General features: G+C 64.6%; 15 protein-coding genes and 1 pseudogene. 3 read left to right on the plus strand and 13 right to left on the minus strand.

The genetic code is table 11. The features are described 5' to 3' along the window. Window positions 1–47: 47 nt before the first annotated feature. The 7 genes and pseudogenes from A4R35_RS03135 to A4R35_RS24940 all read right to left on the minus strand — a co-directional run bounded on the left by A4R35_RS03135 (window position 48) and on the right by A4R35_RS24940 (window position 5,596). Complete coding sequence (locus tag A4R35_RS03135) at window positions 48–548, minus strand: YbaK/EbsC family protein (RefSeq protein ID WP_112426453.1); 501 nt, start codon at window positions 546–548, stop codon at window positions 48–50. 64 nt (window positions 549–612) lie between these two features. After that, window positions 613–1,899 (minus strand): adenylosuccinate synthase, encoded by a 1,287-nt coding sequence (locus A4R35_RS03140; RefSeq protein ID WP_112426455.1) that lies wholly within the window; start codon window positions 1,897–1,899, stop codon window positions 613–615. Between the two features lie 423 nt (window positions 1,900–2,322). Next, window positions 2,323–3,519 carry a hypothetical protein gene (locus A4R35_RS03145; protein WP_189361263.1) on the minus strand — a complete coding sequence of 399 codons (1,197 nt, stop codon included), beginning with the start codon at window positions 3,517–3,519 and terminating at the stop codon, window positions 2,323–2,325. Between the two features lie 81 nt (window positions 3,520–3,600). Continuing rightward, a pseudogene (locus tag A4R35_RS25225) lies at window positions 3,601–3,678 on the minus strand (zinc-ribbon domain-containing protein); the annotation flags it as partial. Window positions 3,679–3,844: 166 nt separating this feature from the next. Continuing rightward, complete coding sequence (locus tag A4R35_RS03150; RefSeq protein WP_112426459.1) at window positions 3,845–4,432, minus strand: Mov34/MPN/PAD-1 family protein; 588 nt, start codon at window positions 4,430–4,432, stop codon at window positions 3,845–3,847. Between the two features lie 108 nt (window positions 4,433–4,540). Next, window positions 4,541–5,230 (minus strand): HAD family hydrolase, encoded by a 690-nt coding sequence (locus A4R35_RS03155; protein WP_112426461.1) that lies wholly within the window; start codon window positions 5,228–5,230, stop codon window positions 4,541–4,543. 231 nt (window positions 5,231–5,461) lie between these two features. After that, window positions 5,462–5,596 carry a hypothetical protein gene (locus tag A4R35_RS24940; RefSeq protein ID WP_262982314.1) on the minus strand — a complete coding sequence of 45 codons (135 nt, stop codon included), beginning with the start codon at window positions 5,594–5,596 and terminating at the stop codon, window positions 5,462–5,464. 61 nt (window positions 5,597–5,657) lie between these two features. On the opposite strand from A4R35_RS24940, the gene A4R35_RS03160 reads away from it, so the two are divergent. Continuing rightward, complete coding sequence (locus A4R35_RS03160; protein ID WP_112426464.1) at window positions 5,658–7,019, plus strand: ATP-grasp domain-containing protein; 1,362 nt, start codon at window positions 5,658–5,660, stop codon at window positions 7,017–7,019. A 135-nt stretch (window positions 7,020–7,154) separates the two neighbouring features. Here the strand turns inward: A4R35_RS03160 and A4R35_RS03165 are convergent, their stop codons facing one another. Both A4R35_RS03165 and A4R35_RS03170 read right to left on the minus strand, forming a co-directional pair. Next, window positions 7,155–8,651, minus strand: a complete 1,497-nt coding sequence (locus tag A4R35_RS03165) for a CUAEP/CCAEP-tail radical SAM (seleno)protein (RefSeq protein ID WP_112426466.1) — start codon at window positions 8,649–8,651, stop codon at window positions 7,155–7,157. Then, window positions 8,648–8,974, minus strand: a complete 327-nt coding sequence (locus tag A4R35_RS03170; RefSeq protein ID WP_112426468.1) for an oxidative damage protection protein — start codon at window positions 8,972–8,974, stop codon at window positions 8,648–8,650. Before A4R35_RS03170 ends, A4R35_RS03165 begins: the two co-directional genes overlap by 4 nt. Window positions 8,975–9,038: 64 nt before the next feature. Here A4R35_RS03170 and A4R35_RS03175 point away from each other — a divergent pair, with 64 nt between their 5' ends. Beyond that, window positions 9,039–10,076 (plus strand): methionyl-tRNA formyltransferase, encoded by a 1,038-nt coding sequence (locus tag A4R35_RS03175; RefSeq protein ID WP_189361264.1) that lies wholly within the window; start codon window positions 9,039–9,041, stop codon window positions 10,074–10,076. Between the two features lie 19 nt (window positions 10,077–10,095). Here the strand turns inward: A4R35_RS03175 and A4R35_RS03180 are convergent, their stop codons facing one another. The 4 genes from A4R35_RS03180 to A4R35_RS03195 all read right to left on the minus strand — a co-directional run bounded on the left by A4R35_RS03180 (window position 10,096) and on the right by A4R35_RS03195 (window position 13,854). Continuing rightward, window positions 10,096–10,512: a response regulator gene (locus tag A4R35_RS03180; RefSeq protein ID WP_112426472.1), complete on the minus strand. Its 417-nt coding sequence runs from the start codon at window positions 10,510–10,512 to the stop codon at window positions 10,096–10,098. A 507-nt stretch (window positions 10,513–11,019) separates the two neighbouring features. Next, entirely contained in the window at window positions 11,020–11,523 is a 504-nt protein-coding gene (locus A4R35_RS03185) for a universal stress protein (protein ID WP_189361265.1), read from the minus strand. A 147-nt stretch (window positions 11,524–11,670) separates the two neighbouring features. Then, window positions 11,671–12,987: an SLC13 family permease gene (locus A4R35_RS03190; RefSeq protein WP_112426476.1), complete on the minus strand. Its 1,317-nt coding sequence runs from the start codon at window positions 12,985–12,987 to the stop codon at window positions 11,671–11,673. Window positions 12,988–13,170: 183 nt separating this feature from the next. Further along, on the minus strand, window positions 13,171–13,854 hold the full coding sequence (locus tag A4R35_RS03195) for a hypothetical protein (protein ID WP_112426478.1): 684 nt from the start codon (window positions 13,852–13,854) through the stop codon (window positions 13,171–13,173). 386 nt (window positions 13,855–14,240) lie between these two features. Here A4R35_RS03195 and smc point away from each other — a divergent pair, with 386 nt between their 5' ends. Then, complete coding sequence (gene smc / locus A4R35_RS03200; RefSeq protein ID WP_189361266.1) at window positions 14,241–18,119, plus strand: chromosome segregation protein SMC; 3,879 nt, start codon at window positions 14,241–14,243, stop codon at window positions 18,117–18,119. Window positions 18,120–18,142 lie beyond the last annotated feature (23 nt).

Below are 18,142 nucleotides of genomic sequence, written 5' to 3' on the forward strand. Positions count from 1 at the left end.
CTCCTCTTCTCCTGGGTTACGTGCCTTCTCTTCTGGCATCAGTCACGTCACGACTGCTGCTTGATGGCCGCCACTCGGCCCCCCGTCATCGCCTGCAGCTCGGCAGGCGTCAGGGCAAAGAGCGCCGAGGGCGTACCGGCAGCCGCCCAGATACGCTCATAGTGCAGCAGATCTTCGTCGATGAAGGTCTCCAACGGCTCCCTATGCCCCACTGGCGGCACCCCGCCAATGGCAAACCCTGTCCGCTCCTTGACAAAGTCGGCATCGGCCCGCTCGATCGGCTCGCCAACCAGCTCTCCCAACCTCCGCTCATCCACACGATTGGCGCCGCTGGCCTCTACAAGGATCGGACGCCCACTCTCTCGACCGCGGAAGACCAGCGACTTGACAATCTGCCCCAGGGCACAGCCCACAGCTCGCGCTGCCTCGCTGGCTGTGCGGGTCGAAGTGGGCAGCTCGACGACCTCACAGTGGAACCCTCCCGCGGTCAGCACCTCTTGTACACGACGCGCCGCCGGACTGAGATGGGCAAACTGCTCTGCAGACATCGCTCCCTCTGTCCTCCTTTTCTGCTGGCGGGGAAGAGGCAACCTCGCCCTCTTGTCTCCCTTGCTAGGCCAGCACATCCTGAAGCTGGATGGTCCGCCCTCGCTGAGGGCTGACCGAGATCATGGCAATGGGCGTCTCCAGCAGCTCCTCCAGACGCCTCAGGTAATGCTTGGCCGCAGGCGGCAGGTCATCATAGTCGCTGATGCCGCTGGTGCTGCACTGCCAGCCCTCGACCTCCTCATAGACTGGCTCACAGGCCGCCAGGTCGTTGAGGTTGGCCGGCAGGCTGTGGATGGTTTTTCCATAGAGGCGATAGGCGGTGCAGATCTTAATTGTGGGAAAGGTGTCCAGGACATCCAGCTTGGTAATGACCATTGCGTCAAGGCCGTTCAGCTGGGCAACGAAACGCCCGGCCACTGCATCGAACCAGCCACAGCGCCGCGGTCGACCCGTGTTGGTCCCATATTCGTGGCCACGGCGCCGCATCTCTTCCCCTACGTCATCAAACAGCTCGGTGGGCATGGGCCCGCTGCCTACGCGCGTGATGTAGGCTTTGTACACGCCAATAACACGATCGATCGAACGGGGAGGCAAACCCGCCCCGCTGGCGGCGTTGGCCGCCAGCGTCGAGGAGGCCGTGACAAAGGGATACGTGCCAAAGTCGATGTCGAGCAACGCCCCCTGCGCCCCCTCCAGCAGGATGGTTTTCCGCTCGAACAGGGCCTCGTGGAGCATGGCCTGCGTGTCTGCAATATAGGGGCGCAGCCGCTGGCCGTAGCGGAAGTACTCGCCGTGGATCTCTTCCAGTGAGAGCGGGGGCTGACCATAGATCTGCGTGATCATGCGATTCTTCTGCTGCAGAATCGTTGCCAGTTTGCTTCGGAAGGTATCCACATCGAGCAAGTCGGCAATGCGAATGCCGCTGCGGGCATGCTTGTCGACATAGGCCGGGGAGATTCCGCGCTGGGTACTGCCGATCTTCTCTTCTCCGCGCGCCTCCTCCTCCAGCCGGTCGAGCAGAAAGTGATAGGGCATCACCACATGGGCACGCTCACTGATATAGAGGCGCGAGATATCAACCCCTTGCCGCTCCAGCTCTTCCATCTCCTCCAGTAGACCTCGCGGGTCAACGACTACGCCGTTGCCAATGATACAGGAGGTCTGCGGATAGAGTATCCCCGAGGGAATGAGACGGAAGACGAACTCCCCCTTCTCATGGACAACGCGATGACCCGCGTTGCTCCCCCCCTGATAGCGAACCACGAAGTGCGCCCGCGCCGCCAGCTCATCGACAATCTTCCCTTTCCCCTCATCCCCCCACTGGGCGCCAATAACTGCAACTACCGCCATAGCACTGCTCTTCCTCTTCTTCTGCTTCCTGATTGCTCTCTCAAGCTCTCCCCTATCCAGGATACCACCCTCGCCCATCTTTCTCAACGTCACATTGCAGATTGCAGGTCGCCTGGAACGGGCCCAGAACCAACCGACCAACCAGCCAACCAACCTTCCCCCCTGCTGGCCCTCCTCCGCCCTCTCCCCCTCTCTCGCCTGTCCGTCTGCCCGTTTCACGCTCCCCAGCCAGCGAGAAGCCCCTGACGTGAGCACCAGGCTCATCGCGGGGCTGTCCCTGCAGAGTGCGCGGTCTCTCTCCTTCCTGTCGGCGAGCCTCGCGTCTGGTCCAAACAATACCTTGCTCCACCACCGCTCGCCCGGCCCCACTCGGCCCGCTCACCAGCTCAGCTGGCTGAGCGACTTCTCCTGGCCGCCTCCTGCTTACACAAACTGGAAGGTCGCCAGCATGGTCGCAAAATACTGCGCATTCATTTGATCAAACTGATCACGTGGGGCCTGAATCTCGATCAGATAGGCCCTGCCCTGATAGACCGTGGCATATACCTGGATGTGATCCTGGCTCTGCTGCTGATAATCAGCAGAGGCCGCGCGCCAGGTAGTCCCGCCGATCGTGGTGGTAGTCGTCGGGCTGACGTTGGTCGCTCCGGGTAACTGCGCGATCTCGTTGGCCACCAGCTGATCAGGCGTCTGGTTGGTCGCTCCCGGCACCTTGAAGGAGGCGGTAACCTCACTACTGGCGGGACTGGTAAAACGGATACCCGTGCCGTCGGGTGTCGAGCTTTGGCTCCAACCGCTCGGATACTGGGTCGTGAAGCCCTCGTTGACGCACTGATCACACCAGGCAAAGCCAGGATTGGGCGGCGGCGTCGGCGAAACCGCTGGCGAAGGGGTTGGGGTCGGGCTGGGCGTCGGACTGGGCGTCGGCGTCGGACTGGGCGTCGGACTGGGCGTCGGACTCGCCGCCGTTGTAGCCGTCGCTGTCGGCACCGCAGCCGTCTGCGAGCCCCCCCGCATCAAGACGAAGGCCCCCAGCAAGATCAGCAGGAAAAGCACCACCACGGCCCCCACAGCCGTCACGACTATCCAGGTGTTCCGCTGACCTGGACCGCCACCTGGCTGCGGGCGGGGTGGGAAACCACCTCCGTAGGTCTGCCCCGGTCCACCAGGCCCCGGGTAGGTGCCGGGGCTGGCAAAGCCGGTTTGCCCCGGCTGATACGGCAGCATGGTCGGCGGGTAAGGCGTGCCTGCCCCCGGGTAGGGCTGCTGCACCCCCGTGCCGTATGGCGCCCCCGCCGGCGCCTGATAGCCTGTTGGGTAGCCCGTGGCCGCCGCGGGAAATTCCGCCTGGGGCAGCTGACCTGGCTGCCCATAGCCGGCCCCAGCACCGGCCATCCCTGCACCCGCCGCCGGCATGGCCTCTGTCGCCTCCTGATAGAACTCTGTTCGCTGGCTCGGCGCCGGCGTCCGCGGCCCTCCTCCGAGCGCGCTGCTCGACATCGGCTCGGTCGCCCAGGGCGAAGGTGGGCCCGGCGTCGCGCTGCCCGCGCCTGGACCCCCCCCAGGCCCTGCCGGATAGGGCCCGGGCGGCGGTGAGACCCCTCGGCTGTAACTCTGCAAGAGTCCGCTCCTCGACCCCGGTGGGGGTGGCGTTCCCGTCATCTGCGTCGGCTGCGCCGGCGACCCCGGGGACGTGAGCGCCGCACCACACTGCCCACAAAATGCCTCATCTGGCCCCACCTGGCTGCCGCACTGCGGACAGACACTGTATTGAGACATTGAGTCCGTAATCCTCCTGGGTAACGCTGTTAGTGCTGCCTGTTTGCTCGTGAGCCAGCCTCTCGCGATTCCACCCTGAGTGTAGCAGATCTGCCAGGAATTTGCCAGATACTTCCCCTTTTGAGTGAGCGTCTAGCTCCTCTCCTCCTGCCTGGCACCTGCTACCCTACTCCTCCTGTACAGACCGCTCAGCCTCCGCCGGCTGGAAACCTGGCTCCAGTACCACAACCACCTGTCGCAGCCCCTCACCGGGATCATGATAATAGGCAAGCAGCCGCTCAGAAAGCCAGTGGGCACAGGTCGCCTCGGCAACCAGGTCACCCGCAGCTGCCGCCGTCAGCGGCAGGCTCTCCGTGAATGGCCCACAGAGGATAAGCCAGACCCAGGGGATCTGCTGCTCCTTGTTGACACGCCGCATGGTCTCCCGGTCGGTGCCGCTGGCTCCATATGGCCCCCCCGGATGACTGTGATAGACCCCGATCATCTGACCAGGATAGGCCAGCTCCAGTTGCAGAACGTCCTCCGGCGCGAACTCGAAGTAGACTGGCGACTCGGCAACATTGGGTAGGGGGTGAACGGCGGCGACGCGCCAGTTCCCCCCCGCATCCACCTCTCCTCGGAGCAGTCCGCAGGCTTCGATCTCCCGCCGGTCCCAGATATCGCGGAGCAGCGCGCGCTGCACCTCACAGGGGAGCACAACTTTGCCCCTTCCTCCATCTGCCCCAGGTCCGGCCTTCCACGCTTCCTGTGACATTCCTTCCCTCCTCAGATGCTACTGACAGTGATGCCCCCTACTGCTTGCAGATGATAAAGCACCGTTCCGCTCCCTGACAAGCCTCTGCCCAGCTGTCACCGACCCTGGCTAGTGATTGGAACCCGCGAGCAAGAAGTCAGCGGCTTCGTAACGGCGCAGTTCGCCAATGGCCTCAACGCTCCTATCGGCCTGATAATGCCCCGGGCGCTGCAGCCCCTCCTCAGCATGCCTCCCCTGGTGGACAAAGACCGTGGTCAGACGCTCTCCCAGCTGAGACTTGCAGGCAGCCAGCAGATCGAGCCGGTCGTCGATGGCTACGTAGTGCTCGCCCGGGTAGCGCCCCATGGTCTCCTCCAGGTGTCGCTCCTTATGGTCATAGATGAGGACACGCCCCCCCACGGCCTCGGCAAGGTGGCTGTTGACGATCTTTTCGGCCTGGAAGAGATGATCGCCGTCAGAGACGATGACGGTCAGTCCGAGGCGGCTCAGATGCTCCAGTGTCTCTCGCGCCTCGGGATAGAGGGCCGCAGCAAATGGGTACTGCTCGAAGAGGGCACAGGCGTGCCGGAAGGTCACTTCCGGTAACTCCTGCAGGGGTGTTTGGGCCCGCAGTCGGGCCAATGCCTGGGGAATGTCGACGACGCCACGCTCGTGGCGTACCGCTTCGTAGAGACTCCAGAAGCGCTCTGTCAAGACCTCCCCAAGCACGGCGCGCAGTTCGCTCTCAAGCTCGGCTTTGACGTGGTCGTTGTTGAGCAGCGTATTGTCGACATCGATCCAGAAGACGAGTGCAGGCATGCTTTCCTCCTTTGTCTGGCTCATATGCCCCAGCCCCGATCAGGACCTGGTCCCGACGACGCACCAGCCCTCGCTCAGCGAGCGCCAACGCCCGGGAGCTATCTTCAGGACGACGAGGCCGGCACGCTGGCTACAGGCGGGAAGGGGACCCCGGCCACGCCCGGCCAGGCCAAAGGCTCCCCCTGTTACTCGCCGGTCTGGTGCGCTATAATGCCAGGGGACGGCAGACGATCAAAGCGCCGTCGTCCCTGCAGGCCCAACCTGACCGACCAGCAATGGACCGGTCCGGTCCCGTCTCGTCCCGTCGGCCCACATCTTGTGCACGGCCAGAGGTACAACCGGGCGGACCGAGCGCGGATAAGCCATCTCTTCTCTGCTTTTTACACGAGCGATCCGCTCTCTGTGTGAGAGATAGACAATGTGTGCCATGAACAGTCAGCAACCACAGCGACCGTCATCACCTTCCTCACAGCCGACGACTGACGAGCGCCAGCGGGTCCTCCTCTTGATGACACCCGCTACGTACCGGGGAGGAGCATTCGTCAGCGCCGCTCGTCGCCTGGGGCTGGAGATCGTCGTCGGCCTGGACACGCCACCGGGCCTGGCCTCCAGCCGGTCGCCGGAGGTCCTGGCCCTGGACTTTAAAGCGCCGGAGGAGGCCGTGCAGCGCATCGTCTCCTTCGCCCGCGAGCACCCGCTGCAGGCTGTGCTCTCGGTCGATGATAGCGCCGTTGAGCTGGCGGCCCTGGCCAGCGCGGCTCTCGGCCTGCCTTGCAACGCGCCGGATGCCGCCGAGGCGGCACGCGATAAGTATCTGATGCGCCAGCGCATGGCCGCTGGCGGCGTGCCCTGCCCGGTCTTCCGACACTTCCCGCTGACCGCCGATCCCGCAGCCATCGCCCACACCGTCAGCTATCCATGCGTGCTCAAACCTCTGCGCCTCTCGGGCAGCCGCGGCGTCATTCGCGCCAATACCCCCGAGGAGTTTGTGACCGCCTTTTACCGCCTGAAGCGCATCGTCCTCGCTGAGGGCTTTGATGAAGGGTCGACGGGCTTCCTGGTCGAGGACTTCATTCCTGGCTTCGAGGTTGCCCTGGAGGGACTGCTGACCGCTGGGCAGTTGCAAGTTCTGGCCCTGTTCGATAAGCCCGACCCGCTCGATGGGCCGTTCTTCGAAGAAACCATCTACGTCACTCCTTCGCGTCTGCCCGCCGCTGTTCAGGAAGCTATCCGCTCCTGCGTGGAGCGAGCCGCGGCCTCCATTGGTCTGCGCGAAGGCCCGGCCCACGCCGAGCTGCGCGTCAATGAGCAGGGACCGTGGATGTTAGAGATCGCTGGGCGCTCAATAGGAGGACTGTGCTCGACGATTCTGGAGTTCGGGGCAGGCATGTGCCTGGAGGAGCTGATCTTGCGGCACGCTCTGGGAAGAGAGCTGCCCTCGCTGGAGCGCCGCCCGGAGGCCGCCGGAGTCATGATGATCCCTATCCCCCAGGCTGGCATGCTCAAGGGCGTGTCGGGGATCGAAGAGGCCAGACAGGTCCCCCTCATTACGGGCGTTGAGATCACCGCACCGCTGAACAATCCACTGGTACCGCTGCCAGAAGGCGCCAGTTACCTGGGCTTCATCTTCGCCCGGGGAGAGTCACCCGCAGCAGTCGAGGAGGCCCTGCGCTCTGCCCATCGCTGCCTGCGCTTCGACATTCGTCGCGAGCTGCCCGTGCTCAACGCCGCCCTGACGCCACCCGCGCCACCGACGCCCTCTGAGCGCGCCCACCCCCACTGGGGCTAGCCTCCGTCTGGTCTGGACTGGGCCGAGGCGGGCGCGCTCCTCTGCGGCCCTCTCCAGGCGGCTACCGTGCTCATCACCCCTCCTTCGCCCACGCCCTCTTCTGGTACCGCGCCTGGCCACGCGAGAGCGCGGCGTTCAGCGCCTCACCCCACAGCAGTCGAAAGCAGCCGCCGCAGCGCTCTGCCGCGGGCCGGCTGGGCTACTGCACGAGCCGAACTGGCCCCGGGTCGGCTCCGCGCAGCAAAACCAGCTTTCGGTGAGACGCGGTGGGCGCCTGGGTTCACCATAGCGCTGCAGCGCTGCCTCGCGGTCGAAGGAGCGCCCACAGACAGCCAGGGCCTCCTCTTTGATACGGAAGAAGGTCTCTACCGGAGGCTCTCCCCGCTGAGCCGCCTCCTCGGCGAGCACGGCCACCCGCTCTTGGAGATGATCCATGCGTGGATCAGGATGATGCCAGCGATAGCTGTAGGCCTCCTCATCCAGCTCCCCAAGCCAGGCTGGCCTGCCTTCGCTCTCCAGCAGCGCCGACCCCGGGGGAATGAGCAGCCGGATTGAAAAGTGGACTGGGTCCACCTGCTCTACCAGGTGGCGTTCCTCGAAGAAATCAAGCAGCGCCAGATAGCTCTCCAGGGTCTCCCAGGGCGAGAACGGCAGCAGCGATGGGCGCAGGGTCAGTCCCATCTCCTCCATCAGTTCAAAGGCCGCCACCGCATCCGCGGCGCTGTGCCCCTTGCGCAGATGATGCAGTACCTCATCGTTGAGCGACTCAACCGCTGAGACCACGAAGAGACAGCCCAGCTCACGCAGCTCCGGCAGCAGGTGACGATGCTTGAGCAGATGCTCGATCTTAATCGTGGCATCAAAGGTCACCGTCGGGAACTCGCGATGAAGCGCCCGCGCAATGCGCAGGGCATGAGTCGGGCCGTTGAAGAAGTCTGGGTCTCCAAAGGTGATGTGCTCGGCACCCTGCTCCACCTGAGCCCGAATGTCGGCCAGGACAACTTCCTGGGGCACGGCAAAGAAACGTCCCCGGTAGACGGGAGTGATGGGGCAATGCAGACAGGTATGCTTACAGCCACGCGTCGTCTCGGTATAGCCGGCCAGGCGGTACTGGCCGTTCCACTCCAGACGGGCATAGAGCTGCAGCTCCGGCAAGCCGTCTCTCTGCGGCACTACGAAAGCCGGGCGCTGCAGCCAGGCCCCCGCCGCTTGCTCGCGCGTGCGCACCCCCGGCACCCTTGGCTGCTCCTCTCCTCGCTCCAACGCTCTCACCAGCGCCAGCAGCGGCTCCTCATACTCGCCCCCCAGCACCGCATCCGCCACTTCGCGCAGCAGGTAGTCCGCGTTCAGAAGGGCATAGAGACCATAGAAGCAGAGATAGGCCTGGGGATGAACAGCGCGGATGCGGCGCGCTAGCGCCTCTCCCAGGCGCAGCGCTGTGTGCATGGGAACGGAGATCGCCACCAGACGGGCAGCGCGAATCTCCTCCTCGCGGAGCGGCTCGACTGCACCATCGATCGCCCGGGGCTGATAGCCGGCCTCCCGCAGCCGGGTCTGAAGTGAGGCCAGAGCCAGTGGCTGATGGCCCAGCTCGTAGCAGGAGAGCAGGAGAATAGCGCCAGGAGTCTTCATTTCTTGCGCGCCGGTCCGCCGCCTTTGCGGCCTGGTCCCACTCCTACGCCGGCCTCCTCGGGAATCCAGCCCTCCGGCTTCTGCTCCTCCTGGCTGCCGAAGAAAAACTCTTCCATCTGCTCACGCAGGAACTTGCGTGCCTCGGGATCAGCCAGATTGAGACCGTAGTGGTTGATAAGCAGCGTGCGCTGGGTCTCCCACATGCGCCAGGCTTGCTCGGAGACCTGTTCATAGATACGCTGGCCCAGCTCGCCCGGCATCGGCGGCTTCTCTAGACCCGGGAGCTGACGACCCAGCTTGACACAGTTGACCATTCGTGGCATGGTAGATACCCCACGCTTTCCCTGAAAATGCTGTTTGGCTACATGGTATCCAATGCTGAGAACAATGTCAAATACGCCTGATTCTTCTGCCCCCCCTCCTGGGGGGCCACGAGTGCTCTTCTTCGGCATGGAGGGGATCTTCTCGGCGCTAGCGCTCCAGGCCCTGCTGCAGGCTGGCATCCCCGTCTGCGCTCTGGTGGTACCTGCTCCACCTACGCCGCCAACGCCTTCGGGCCGGGCCCAAATCCTATCTCGCCCCTCCCTACGCCGCCTGTTGGCCCCTGCCCAGCCGCGCGGCGCCCGCCCACTGCTGCCCGTCGTGAACAGGACCCTGGCAGCTTCCCCGGTCGCGCTGGCTCTCGGCGCCGGTCTACCCGTCTGGGAGGTCGCTCGCCTGTCGGTCGAGGAGACCCGGGCCACGCTGGCCACTTATCAGCCCGATCTGCTCTGCATCGCCTGCTTCCCGCGCCGCCTGCCGTCCTCTCTCCTGGCCTTGCCCCGCCTGGGCGCTGTCAACCTCCACCCATCCCTGCTACCAGCCCTGCGCGGGCCAGAACCGCTGTTCTGGGTCTTCCGCGAAGGACTCAGCGAAACGGGGGTCAGCGTGCATCTGGTCGAGGAACGTCTGGATACCGGACCCATCGTGGCCCAGGAGCGCATCAGCGTGCCCGATGGGATCACTTACGCCGAGTTGGAACGTCGCTGTGCCGAACGCGGGGGCCAGCTCCTGGTGCGCGCCGTGCAGGCCATCGCCCAGGGAACAGCGCAGTACCATCCCCAGGACGACCAGCCTGGCAGCTATCGACCCGCTCCGTCACCAGAGGATCTCCAGGTGCCGGCCCTGGAGTGGCAGGCTCGCCATGTCTATAACTTTATCCGCGGAGTAGCCTCCTGGGCCGGCCCGCTGCCAGTCTTGGGCCCGAACGAAGTGCTGCTGGTGCACGATGCCCTGCACTGGTGGGACCCACGCGAAGGACGCCCGTTTGCCCCTCCGCACTCTCCCCTGCCAGCAACCGAGCGCTTGCTTCGCTGCGGCAGCGGCTTTGTCCACCTGCTCCTCGCTGCCGCTGAGGCCACCAGCCCCTTGCCAGACAGGCGCTGAGAGGACTTGCCAAGCGCACTTAGCGCGACGGGGTTTCTCCCCCGAGCAAACGTTCAATCGTCTCCAGCAGCTCATCTAGCTCTAAGGGCTTGCTCAGCCCCACGATCCGGCGCTGGCGGATCTCCTGCTCTGGCAGACGGGCACTCACCAGAATGGTCGGAATCGCTGCCAGATCCCCCATCGTCTGCAGCTGGTCGAACAGTTCAATACCGTTCATCCCCGGCAGCTGATAATCGAGAATCAGCAGCCCGGGCCTGATCGAGCGCACCGCCTTAAGCGCCTGGAAAGCATCATGGACCAGCAGCACGCGATGCGGGGTCTCTTGAGAAATTGCCTGGACCAGGAAGGCGCCGATGCCATCGTCATCTTCCACAATCAGAATCGTTTTTGCCCCGGCTCTCTCCTCCGGCAGCTGCTCCTCACGCTTGTGTGACATAGGCTCATCTCACAAATCACTGCCTGGCGCAAGAGCCTATCGCTGCGCGGATCGCCTGCCACTCCCTGGGGGGCCTACGCTGGAGTGGTGCCATCTGTGCTGGCTCTTCTCGCCCGGAATGGTGCGCCCTATTTCGGTAGAGACCGAAATTTCCGAACGCTTTACGATTATATCACGCTGCGGCAATCCTTCTAGAGCCACGTCTGCCAGGAGAGGTCACTGCGCAAGCCAGCCCGGCCCTCTGCCGGCTGGCTCTGCCCCCCTGACTCCCTGGTACCGTCGGGGGAGTGAGGGAACAGTTCACTCGCCTGGCTGCTGCCGACCTGATCTGGCAGGAAGAGGCCGCCAGAGTCTTTCACGCCTGGCGGGCGCAGGCTGTTTCAGCCTCAACCACTGTCCCACCGTCGCCGACAGTATGGGAGGCAGACCTCAGAGAAGGCCGCTCTGCATTGAGGAAGTTCAGAGAGAGCAGGACGCTCGCAGGACAGTGCACCAGCGCCAGAGCACTCAGGAAGCGCCCGGTGTCTCGGAGGGCAGCATCCCACGCAGCAACAAGACAGGGCAGCCTGCATGATCCAGGACAAAGCGCGCCACATGACCTACTGAGGCCGGCCCTTGCTCAGGTCCGTGCCCATTGCGCGGAGAACGGGCACAGAGCATGATCAGGCTGGCTCCCCACTCCTGAGCGCAGCGCACAATCTCCTGCTCGGCTTTGCCCTCGCGCTGGAGCAGCTCCGCCCCGCTCACGTAGCGCGCCGCCTCCTGCAGGATCTCCTGCGCCGTCTCCCGCTCAGCCTGGCGCAGCTGCTCCTGACGGACCGGAGGCAGATGAGGAGGGCGCAGAAAGCGCTCCCGCCTTCGCTCCAGCTCCCCTAGCGGGCGCGTATCAATAACATAGAGCAAGCCCACCCGCAGTCGGTCACCAGCGAGCGGCCATAGCCGGGCAAGCGCCTGGCCCAGCACCTCGGCATTCACACCATCAAGGCAGCAGAGCACACGCAAAGCAGACACCGCAAAACACCTCCGTTCCGTTCCTTTGCGCTCCAACGAGCCATCAGCTGGCTCCCGCCGCCAGCACAGTCTCCAACACGGGCCACCAACAGCTATGGCTCCTTCTTCCCTCCTTCGCCCGAGGAGACTTCAATCGTCCCAACAGGATCAAGCCAGCAGGAGAAGCCAGATCAGCATGGCTCCTACCAGCAGCATCAGAGGCGTGACCAGGATGCCCACCTTAAAGTAGTCCAGCCCCGACACATCAAGCTGGCGTTGGCGCAAGATGAGCAGCCAGAGCACCGTCGCCAGCGAACCAACTGTCGTCAGGTTCGGCCCCAGGTCACAGCCGAAAATGGTCGCCACAACAAAGGCGAGCTGCGTCGTCGGCGAGAGCTGCCCATGAAGCGCCTGCAGTGACGCGCTCAGCACCACGGCCATCGGTACATTATTGATCAGATTCGTCCCCAGGGCGGCCCCCAGCGTTCCCACCAGCACCGCCCCCAGGCTGCTGCCTCCCGACAGATGCCACAGCAGCTCGCCAAACAGACGCGTCAGACCGGTCTCCTCGACGGCCTGTACAATGACGAACATGCCCGCGATAAAACCAAAGAGCGACCAGGAGATATGACTGGCCAGGGCGCGCGGCCTGAACTGATGCCAGCGCACCGCCCCGCTGAGCAAGAGCAGGGCTCCCGCCAGGGCCACACAGGAGAGGGGAAAACCACTGGCCGAGGCCACGACATAGGCCACCGCTACCACCCCCAGCACCAGGCAGCAGTAGCGGAAATAGCCCGGCTCCTTGATGGCTTCCCGCCCAGAAGGCAGCCGCTTCGGGTCAAAGCCCCCTCGCACCTCTCGACGGTACAGCCAGAAAAAGATCCCGATATTGACGGCAATCACTGCCAGCGCCGGCAGCCCGAGCAGCCTCACAAAGGTCCAGAGGTCGAGCTGAAAGCGGGAAAGCACCAGAATATTGATGGGGTTGCTCACCGGCAAGAGAAAGGAGGCACTATCGGCAATAAAGGTACAGGCAAAGAGAAAAGGGATAACTGGCAGCCGCAGGCGCGTGACCAGCGTATAGACAACTGGGGTCAGAATGAGGGCCGTCGCGTCGTTCGAGAGGACCATCGAAATGAGGCTGCCGAGCAGAAAGACGTTGAGCAGCAGCAGGCGTGCTCGCCGCCGCGCCAGACGCGCGGCGACAATCGCCAGCCAGTCAAAGAGGCCAGCCTGGTCGGCGAAGGCCGATAAGGCCATCATCCCCAGAAAGAAGAGGAAGACGTTCCAGTCCCCCAGGAGCGTCTGGAGCGCCGTCAAGGGGCTGATCAGCCCGAGCAGAAGGAGAAGGGCAGCCCCGGCCAGGGCAATCAGCGCCTCGTTCCAGCGGAAGGGGCGCGTCATGATGCCAACCAGCGTCAGCAGGGCGATCAGCGTCGTCAGAAGCGTCCGGGTGAGTACCGGTAGTGGAAAGAGTAAGAACATGGGCGCCTGCCAGGGTTGAGCCAATGCAATAGATAGACAGCAGATAGGACAAGGGTGCCAGGGGGGCAGCGACTGCGACAGCCAGCTGTCGCGGACCCGGTGGCCTTGGCCAGCCGTCACCCTGCCTTGCCTCTGCCCGCAGGATAGCAGACAGCCAGGTACTGCGTCAAGCGAGACACGCTCTCAGGGCCGCGGCCCCGATAACGGTGGTCCCCAGGGCGGTTTCAGGCCGGAGTGACCACCTCCCGTCGGCCCCGGCCTGGACGGCAGACGCAGCGACGGCGCCAAGGGGGCAAGTGGCGGCCCCGCCGGCGTAGCTCTCTGGACCGGTCTGGCCTGTCCATCGCTCCGCTCCCTGCGCCGCTTCCTCAGACTCGCCCCTCCTCCCAGACTCAGGACGGCCCCCAGCAGGCTCATCCCCCCTCCAAGCGGCCAGTCGTTTTCGTAAAAGCCCTGGGGATTCTGACGATAGAGCGTGCTCTTGAACTCCTGCGTCACGGCCCCGTTGAGATTATAGAGCGTCAACGCCACAACGGGATAGGCCGGACCAACCAGGTGTGTCCCTAACTGGGCACGCACATCAATCTCCGTGCTCTCATCGGGACGGTAGAGCAGCGCAACCAGCATCAGATCCTTGAGCGTGGCCGTCCCCTTGATAGGCGGCAGAAAGTCCTGCTCTCTGAGCAGATAGAGCGTAGGACTGCCCTCCAACTGCAGATACCCCTCGTGGGTCTGGGGGTCCGACAGATAATGCGCAATCGTCCCTCGCCCGCTACTGCGGTATGTCACCTGGTGCGAGTGCCAACCCACTACCAGACCCAGGCCCACGACCAGCAGGCCAGCCAGACAGATCAGCCAACGCAGCATCTCTCTTGACGCTCCTTCTCATCAGGCGGCAGCTATCCCGCCCGCCGTACTGCTCGCCTTGTCTGCGGCGATCAAGCACCCCCTCTGCATGCAAGTGCAGGCTCCCGCGCGACGTGGCTCCATAGAGGAAAGTATATCTCATAGACGCTCATCTTGGAGAGCAGAATCACCGCCGGCGCCGCCAGAGATCCCATTGCCAACACCCGATTCGCCCTGCCTTCACTCGTCGGCTCGTCGCGTCGACCCGCCTCGGCCTCGCCTGGCCTCCTGGCCTGCGCTCTCGACGGCAGGCCCGCGCCTGTGATATCATCGGGGACACGACATACGGGACAATCGTCGGGACAACCGTCGGGACCACCGCCGGGACCACAAACCAGGAACAAACGGTGTATCTGAAGCGTCTGGAGCTACTCGGCTTCAAAAGCTTTGCAACACGCACCTGCCTCGAATTCAGTCCAGGCATCACTGCCGTCGTCGGGCCAAATGGAGCCGGCAAGTCCAACATTGCCGACGCCATTCGCTGGGTCCTCGGCGAGCAGAGCATGCGCCAGCTCCGGGGCAGGAAGAGCGAAGACATCATCTTCGCCGGCGGGCATGGCAAAGCCGCCCTCGGCATGGCAGAGGTCTCGCTGACCATCGACAACAGCACTGGCTGGATGCCCTCGGAATATAGCGAGATCACCGTCACGCGGCGCAGCTACCGCTCCGGCGAGAACGAATATCTCATTAACAAGCAGAAAGTCCGGCTCAGGGACGTTCTGCTGCTGCTGGCGCAGGCGCGCATCGGGCACGACTCCTATACCGTCATTGGACAGGGCCTGATCGATGCCGCCCTGAGCCTGCGCCCCGAGGAGCGACGCAGCCTCTTCGAGGATGCCGCTGGCATTCGCCCTTATCAGGTGCAGCGCGCCGAAGCGGAGCAGCGCCTGCGCCAGACCGAGGGCAACCTGCAACGCCTCCATGATATCGTCAACGAGATCGAGCCACGCCTGGGACCGCTCGAAGAGCAGGCCAGACGCGCCCGAGAATACGCTCAGCTGCAAGAAGAGCTGCGTCAGGCTCTGGTGGGCTGGTATCAGCTCCAGTGGCGTCGGCTCCAGGCCGCAGCCACGCGCGCCGAGGCCGCCGAGAGCGAACAAGCCACACGCCTGCGGCAGCTGGAGCAGGCCGTGGCCGCCGCCGAACGTCAGCGTGGGGAACTCCTCCACCAGCGGCAAGAGGTACAACAGCATATCAGCGCCGCTCGTCGTGCCGCCGGTGAAGCTCATGGCCAGCTCCAGCGCCTGGAGCGCGAACTGGCCGTCGCCGAAGAGCGCATTACTGGTCTGCAGCGTCAGCGCGAGGAGCAGCAGCGTCAGGAGCGCCAGCTACGCGAGCGGCTCATCACCACCCAGCAGCGCCTTACCGATCTGGAAGAGGCTCGCGAACAGGCTCGCGAAGCCCTCGATGAGGCGGCCCAGACGCTGGCCACGCTGGAAGCGACCATCGCGCGCGCTCAGAAGGACTACGAACTGGACGAGCGACGCCTGCGCGCCGCTCAGAATGATCTCATTCAGACGCAGGCACGCCTGGGGTCCACTCAGACTGAGCTGGGGCGTCAGCAAAAGCACCTGGGTGAGCGCAATCGGACGCTGGCGGCACGCCGCGAGGCGCTGGCCCAGGCTCAGCAGGCCCTGCGCTCCCTGGAGACCCGCCTGGCTGAGCAGCGCTCACTGCTGCAAGTGGCCCGCGACGAAGAACAGCAGCTGACGCAGCGGAAGCAAACGCTCCAGCGCAGCCTCCAAGAGGCCCAGCAGGAGCTGGAGCGCCTCAAGGCACTGCTGTCCGAGGCCGAGCGGGCACGCCGCTCGCTGGCCGATCGCCTGGCCATGTTGCGTACCTGGCAACGCAATCTCAGCGGCTATAGCGAGGGGGTTCGCGCGCTCCTGCGCGCTCCGCGCGAGCAGGTACCCGGTTTGCTTGCCCCCCTGCCGCGCCTCGTCCTGGCACCCGCAGGACTGGAGCGCGCCATCGAGGCCGCTCTGGGTGAGGCTCTGCAAGGCGTCGTGGTGACAACACGGGCCGAAGCTGAGCGCTGCCTCGCCTACCTGGAGCGCAGCCGCGCCGGACGAGCCTTGCTTCTCTGGCTGCAGGAGGAACCGGACTCCGCTGGCAACGTTCCTGTCTCCCCGGCCTTTCCCTCTCAAGCCGTGCAAGAGCAGGCCGCCCTGGAGCAGCTCCTCACCCAGTCGCCTGCCCTGCGCCCGGCAGTGCTGGGTCTGGCCTGGCAGCTCGTCGAGTGTGAAGACCAGTACCAGCCACTGTGCTACCGTTTGCTGTCCGGCGTCCTGCTCGTGGAAGACCTGACTGCCGCCTTCCAGCTGCAGGCTCAGGCCCGGGCCTTCGCCGACCGGGCCGGTCGGCCCCTACGTGCCCTGGTGACGCGCAAGGGCGAGATACTCTCGCTGCAGTCGGGCTGGCTGAGCGGCGGCGACGCCCAGGGAGAGCAAAACGGTGGTCTCCTTCATTATGAGCGCGAGCTACGGGAGCTGCCGGCTCAGCTGGAAGAGCAGAAGACCCACATTGATCACCTCAATAACCTGATGAGCGAGATCCAGCGGGTCCAGGAAGGGCGACGCGCCGAGCAGGCCGCTCTTGAACGCGAGATCCAGAAGAACGCAGCCCGCCTGCAGGAGCTGGGCCGTGCTCTGGCCAGCAGCGAGCGCGAGCAAGAGCGTCTCCAGACCGAGCTGAAGCTGGCCACATCAGTCGAGCAGCAGCTGGCGGCAGAAATTGCCGGTCTGGAGCAGGAGGTCCAGGCCACCCGCGAGCGAGTCCAGGCCCATGAGCGGGCCCAGCAAGAGCTGCAGGGACTGGTTGAGGAGCTGCAGGCCCAGGTCGAGGAGCGCGCCACCGCCTATCGCCGCCAGCAAGAGGAGCTGGGGCGCCTGCGCACTCAAATGGCCGTCAAACGCCAGGAGGCCAAGACTCTGGAGCGCCAGGTCTCCGAAGCTCAGGAACAGCAGCAGGAGCTGCGTTCCCAGCTTGAGCAGCAGCAGCAGCGCCTGCGCCAGGCAGAGGAGCAACAGCAACGCCTGCATGAGAACATCGCCCGTCAACGGGGCGAACTGGAGCAGGCCCGTGAACAGGCCAGACAGGCGGGCCTCCTCGTCCAGCAGCGCGAGCAGGCCCTGCGCGAACTGGAGCAACGCCTTACAACCAGTGAGCAGGAGCTGGCCACGCTTCGCCAGGAGCACGGTCAGTGCGAGATTCTCTATCGGCGCTGTCTGTTGGAAAGCCAACGAGCCCGCGATGCGCTCGAAGCCCTACAGAGCCAGCTGCAGGAGGACCTGGGTCTCAGCCATCCGCAAGAGCTGCTTCACCTTGTCCCCCAGACCAGGCCAGTGGAAGCCGAGAGCATGGGCCAGGAGGGGGATGAGGAGGCCACGCTGCGCCGCCTCCGTCGTCAGATCGAGCAGGCGCGCAGTCGCCTCAAGGCCCTCGGAGGCTGTGATCCCGATGCCCCACGCCAGTATGAGGAGGAGCGCCAGCGCTTCGAGTTCCTCAGCGCCCAGATCGCGGACATGGAACAGGCCGCTCAACAGCTCCACACCATTATCAGCCAGCTCGACGCCACCATGACACGCCAGTTCGAGACCACCTTTGAGGCCGTCAACGCTCGCTTCCGCGAGCACTTTCGTACCCTCTTCAACGGCGGTCAGGCCCGTCTGGAGCTGGTGGTCAGCAAAGGAGGAGAGCGAGAGGGATCAACAGAGCGCTCCTCTGTCAGCAGTTCCCCAGGGGGACTACGCGAGCGGGGACACGGCCACGCAGCCCGCAACGGACACGGCGCTGAGATGGACGAGGAGGCAGCCGCCCCAGAGGAAGCTGGCAGCACAGCCCGCAGCGGCCTCCCCTTCGGGGTCGAGGTCATTGTCCAGCCCCCCGGCAAGAAAGTGCAGGATCTCTCCTTGCTCTCTGGCGGTGAGCGCGCTCTGGTCTCCGCGGCCCTGCTCTTCTCGCTCCTGGAGATCAATCCGCCACCGTTCTGTCTCCTGGACGAGGTTGACGCGGCCCTCGATGAGTCCAATGTCTCACGCTTCTGCGATATTCTCAAGCGCCTGGCCGAGCGCACCCAGTTCATCGTCATCACCCATAACCGCGTGACAATGACCGCCGCTCAGGCCATCTACGGCGTCTCAATGGGCAGCGACAGCGTCTCTCGCCTGGCCTCGCTGCGGCTAAGCGAGGCGGAGGCCGTGGTGGCGCGCCAGCACTCAGGCTGAGCAGTAACCCCCCCCGCTCCCAT

This window comes from Thermogemmatispora tikiterensis (assembly GCF_003268475.1).
Lineage (GTDB): Bacteria > Chloroflexota > Ktedonobacteria > Ktedonobacterales > Ktedonobacteraceae > Thermogemmatispora > Thermogemmatispora tikiterensis.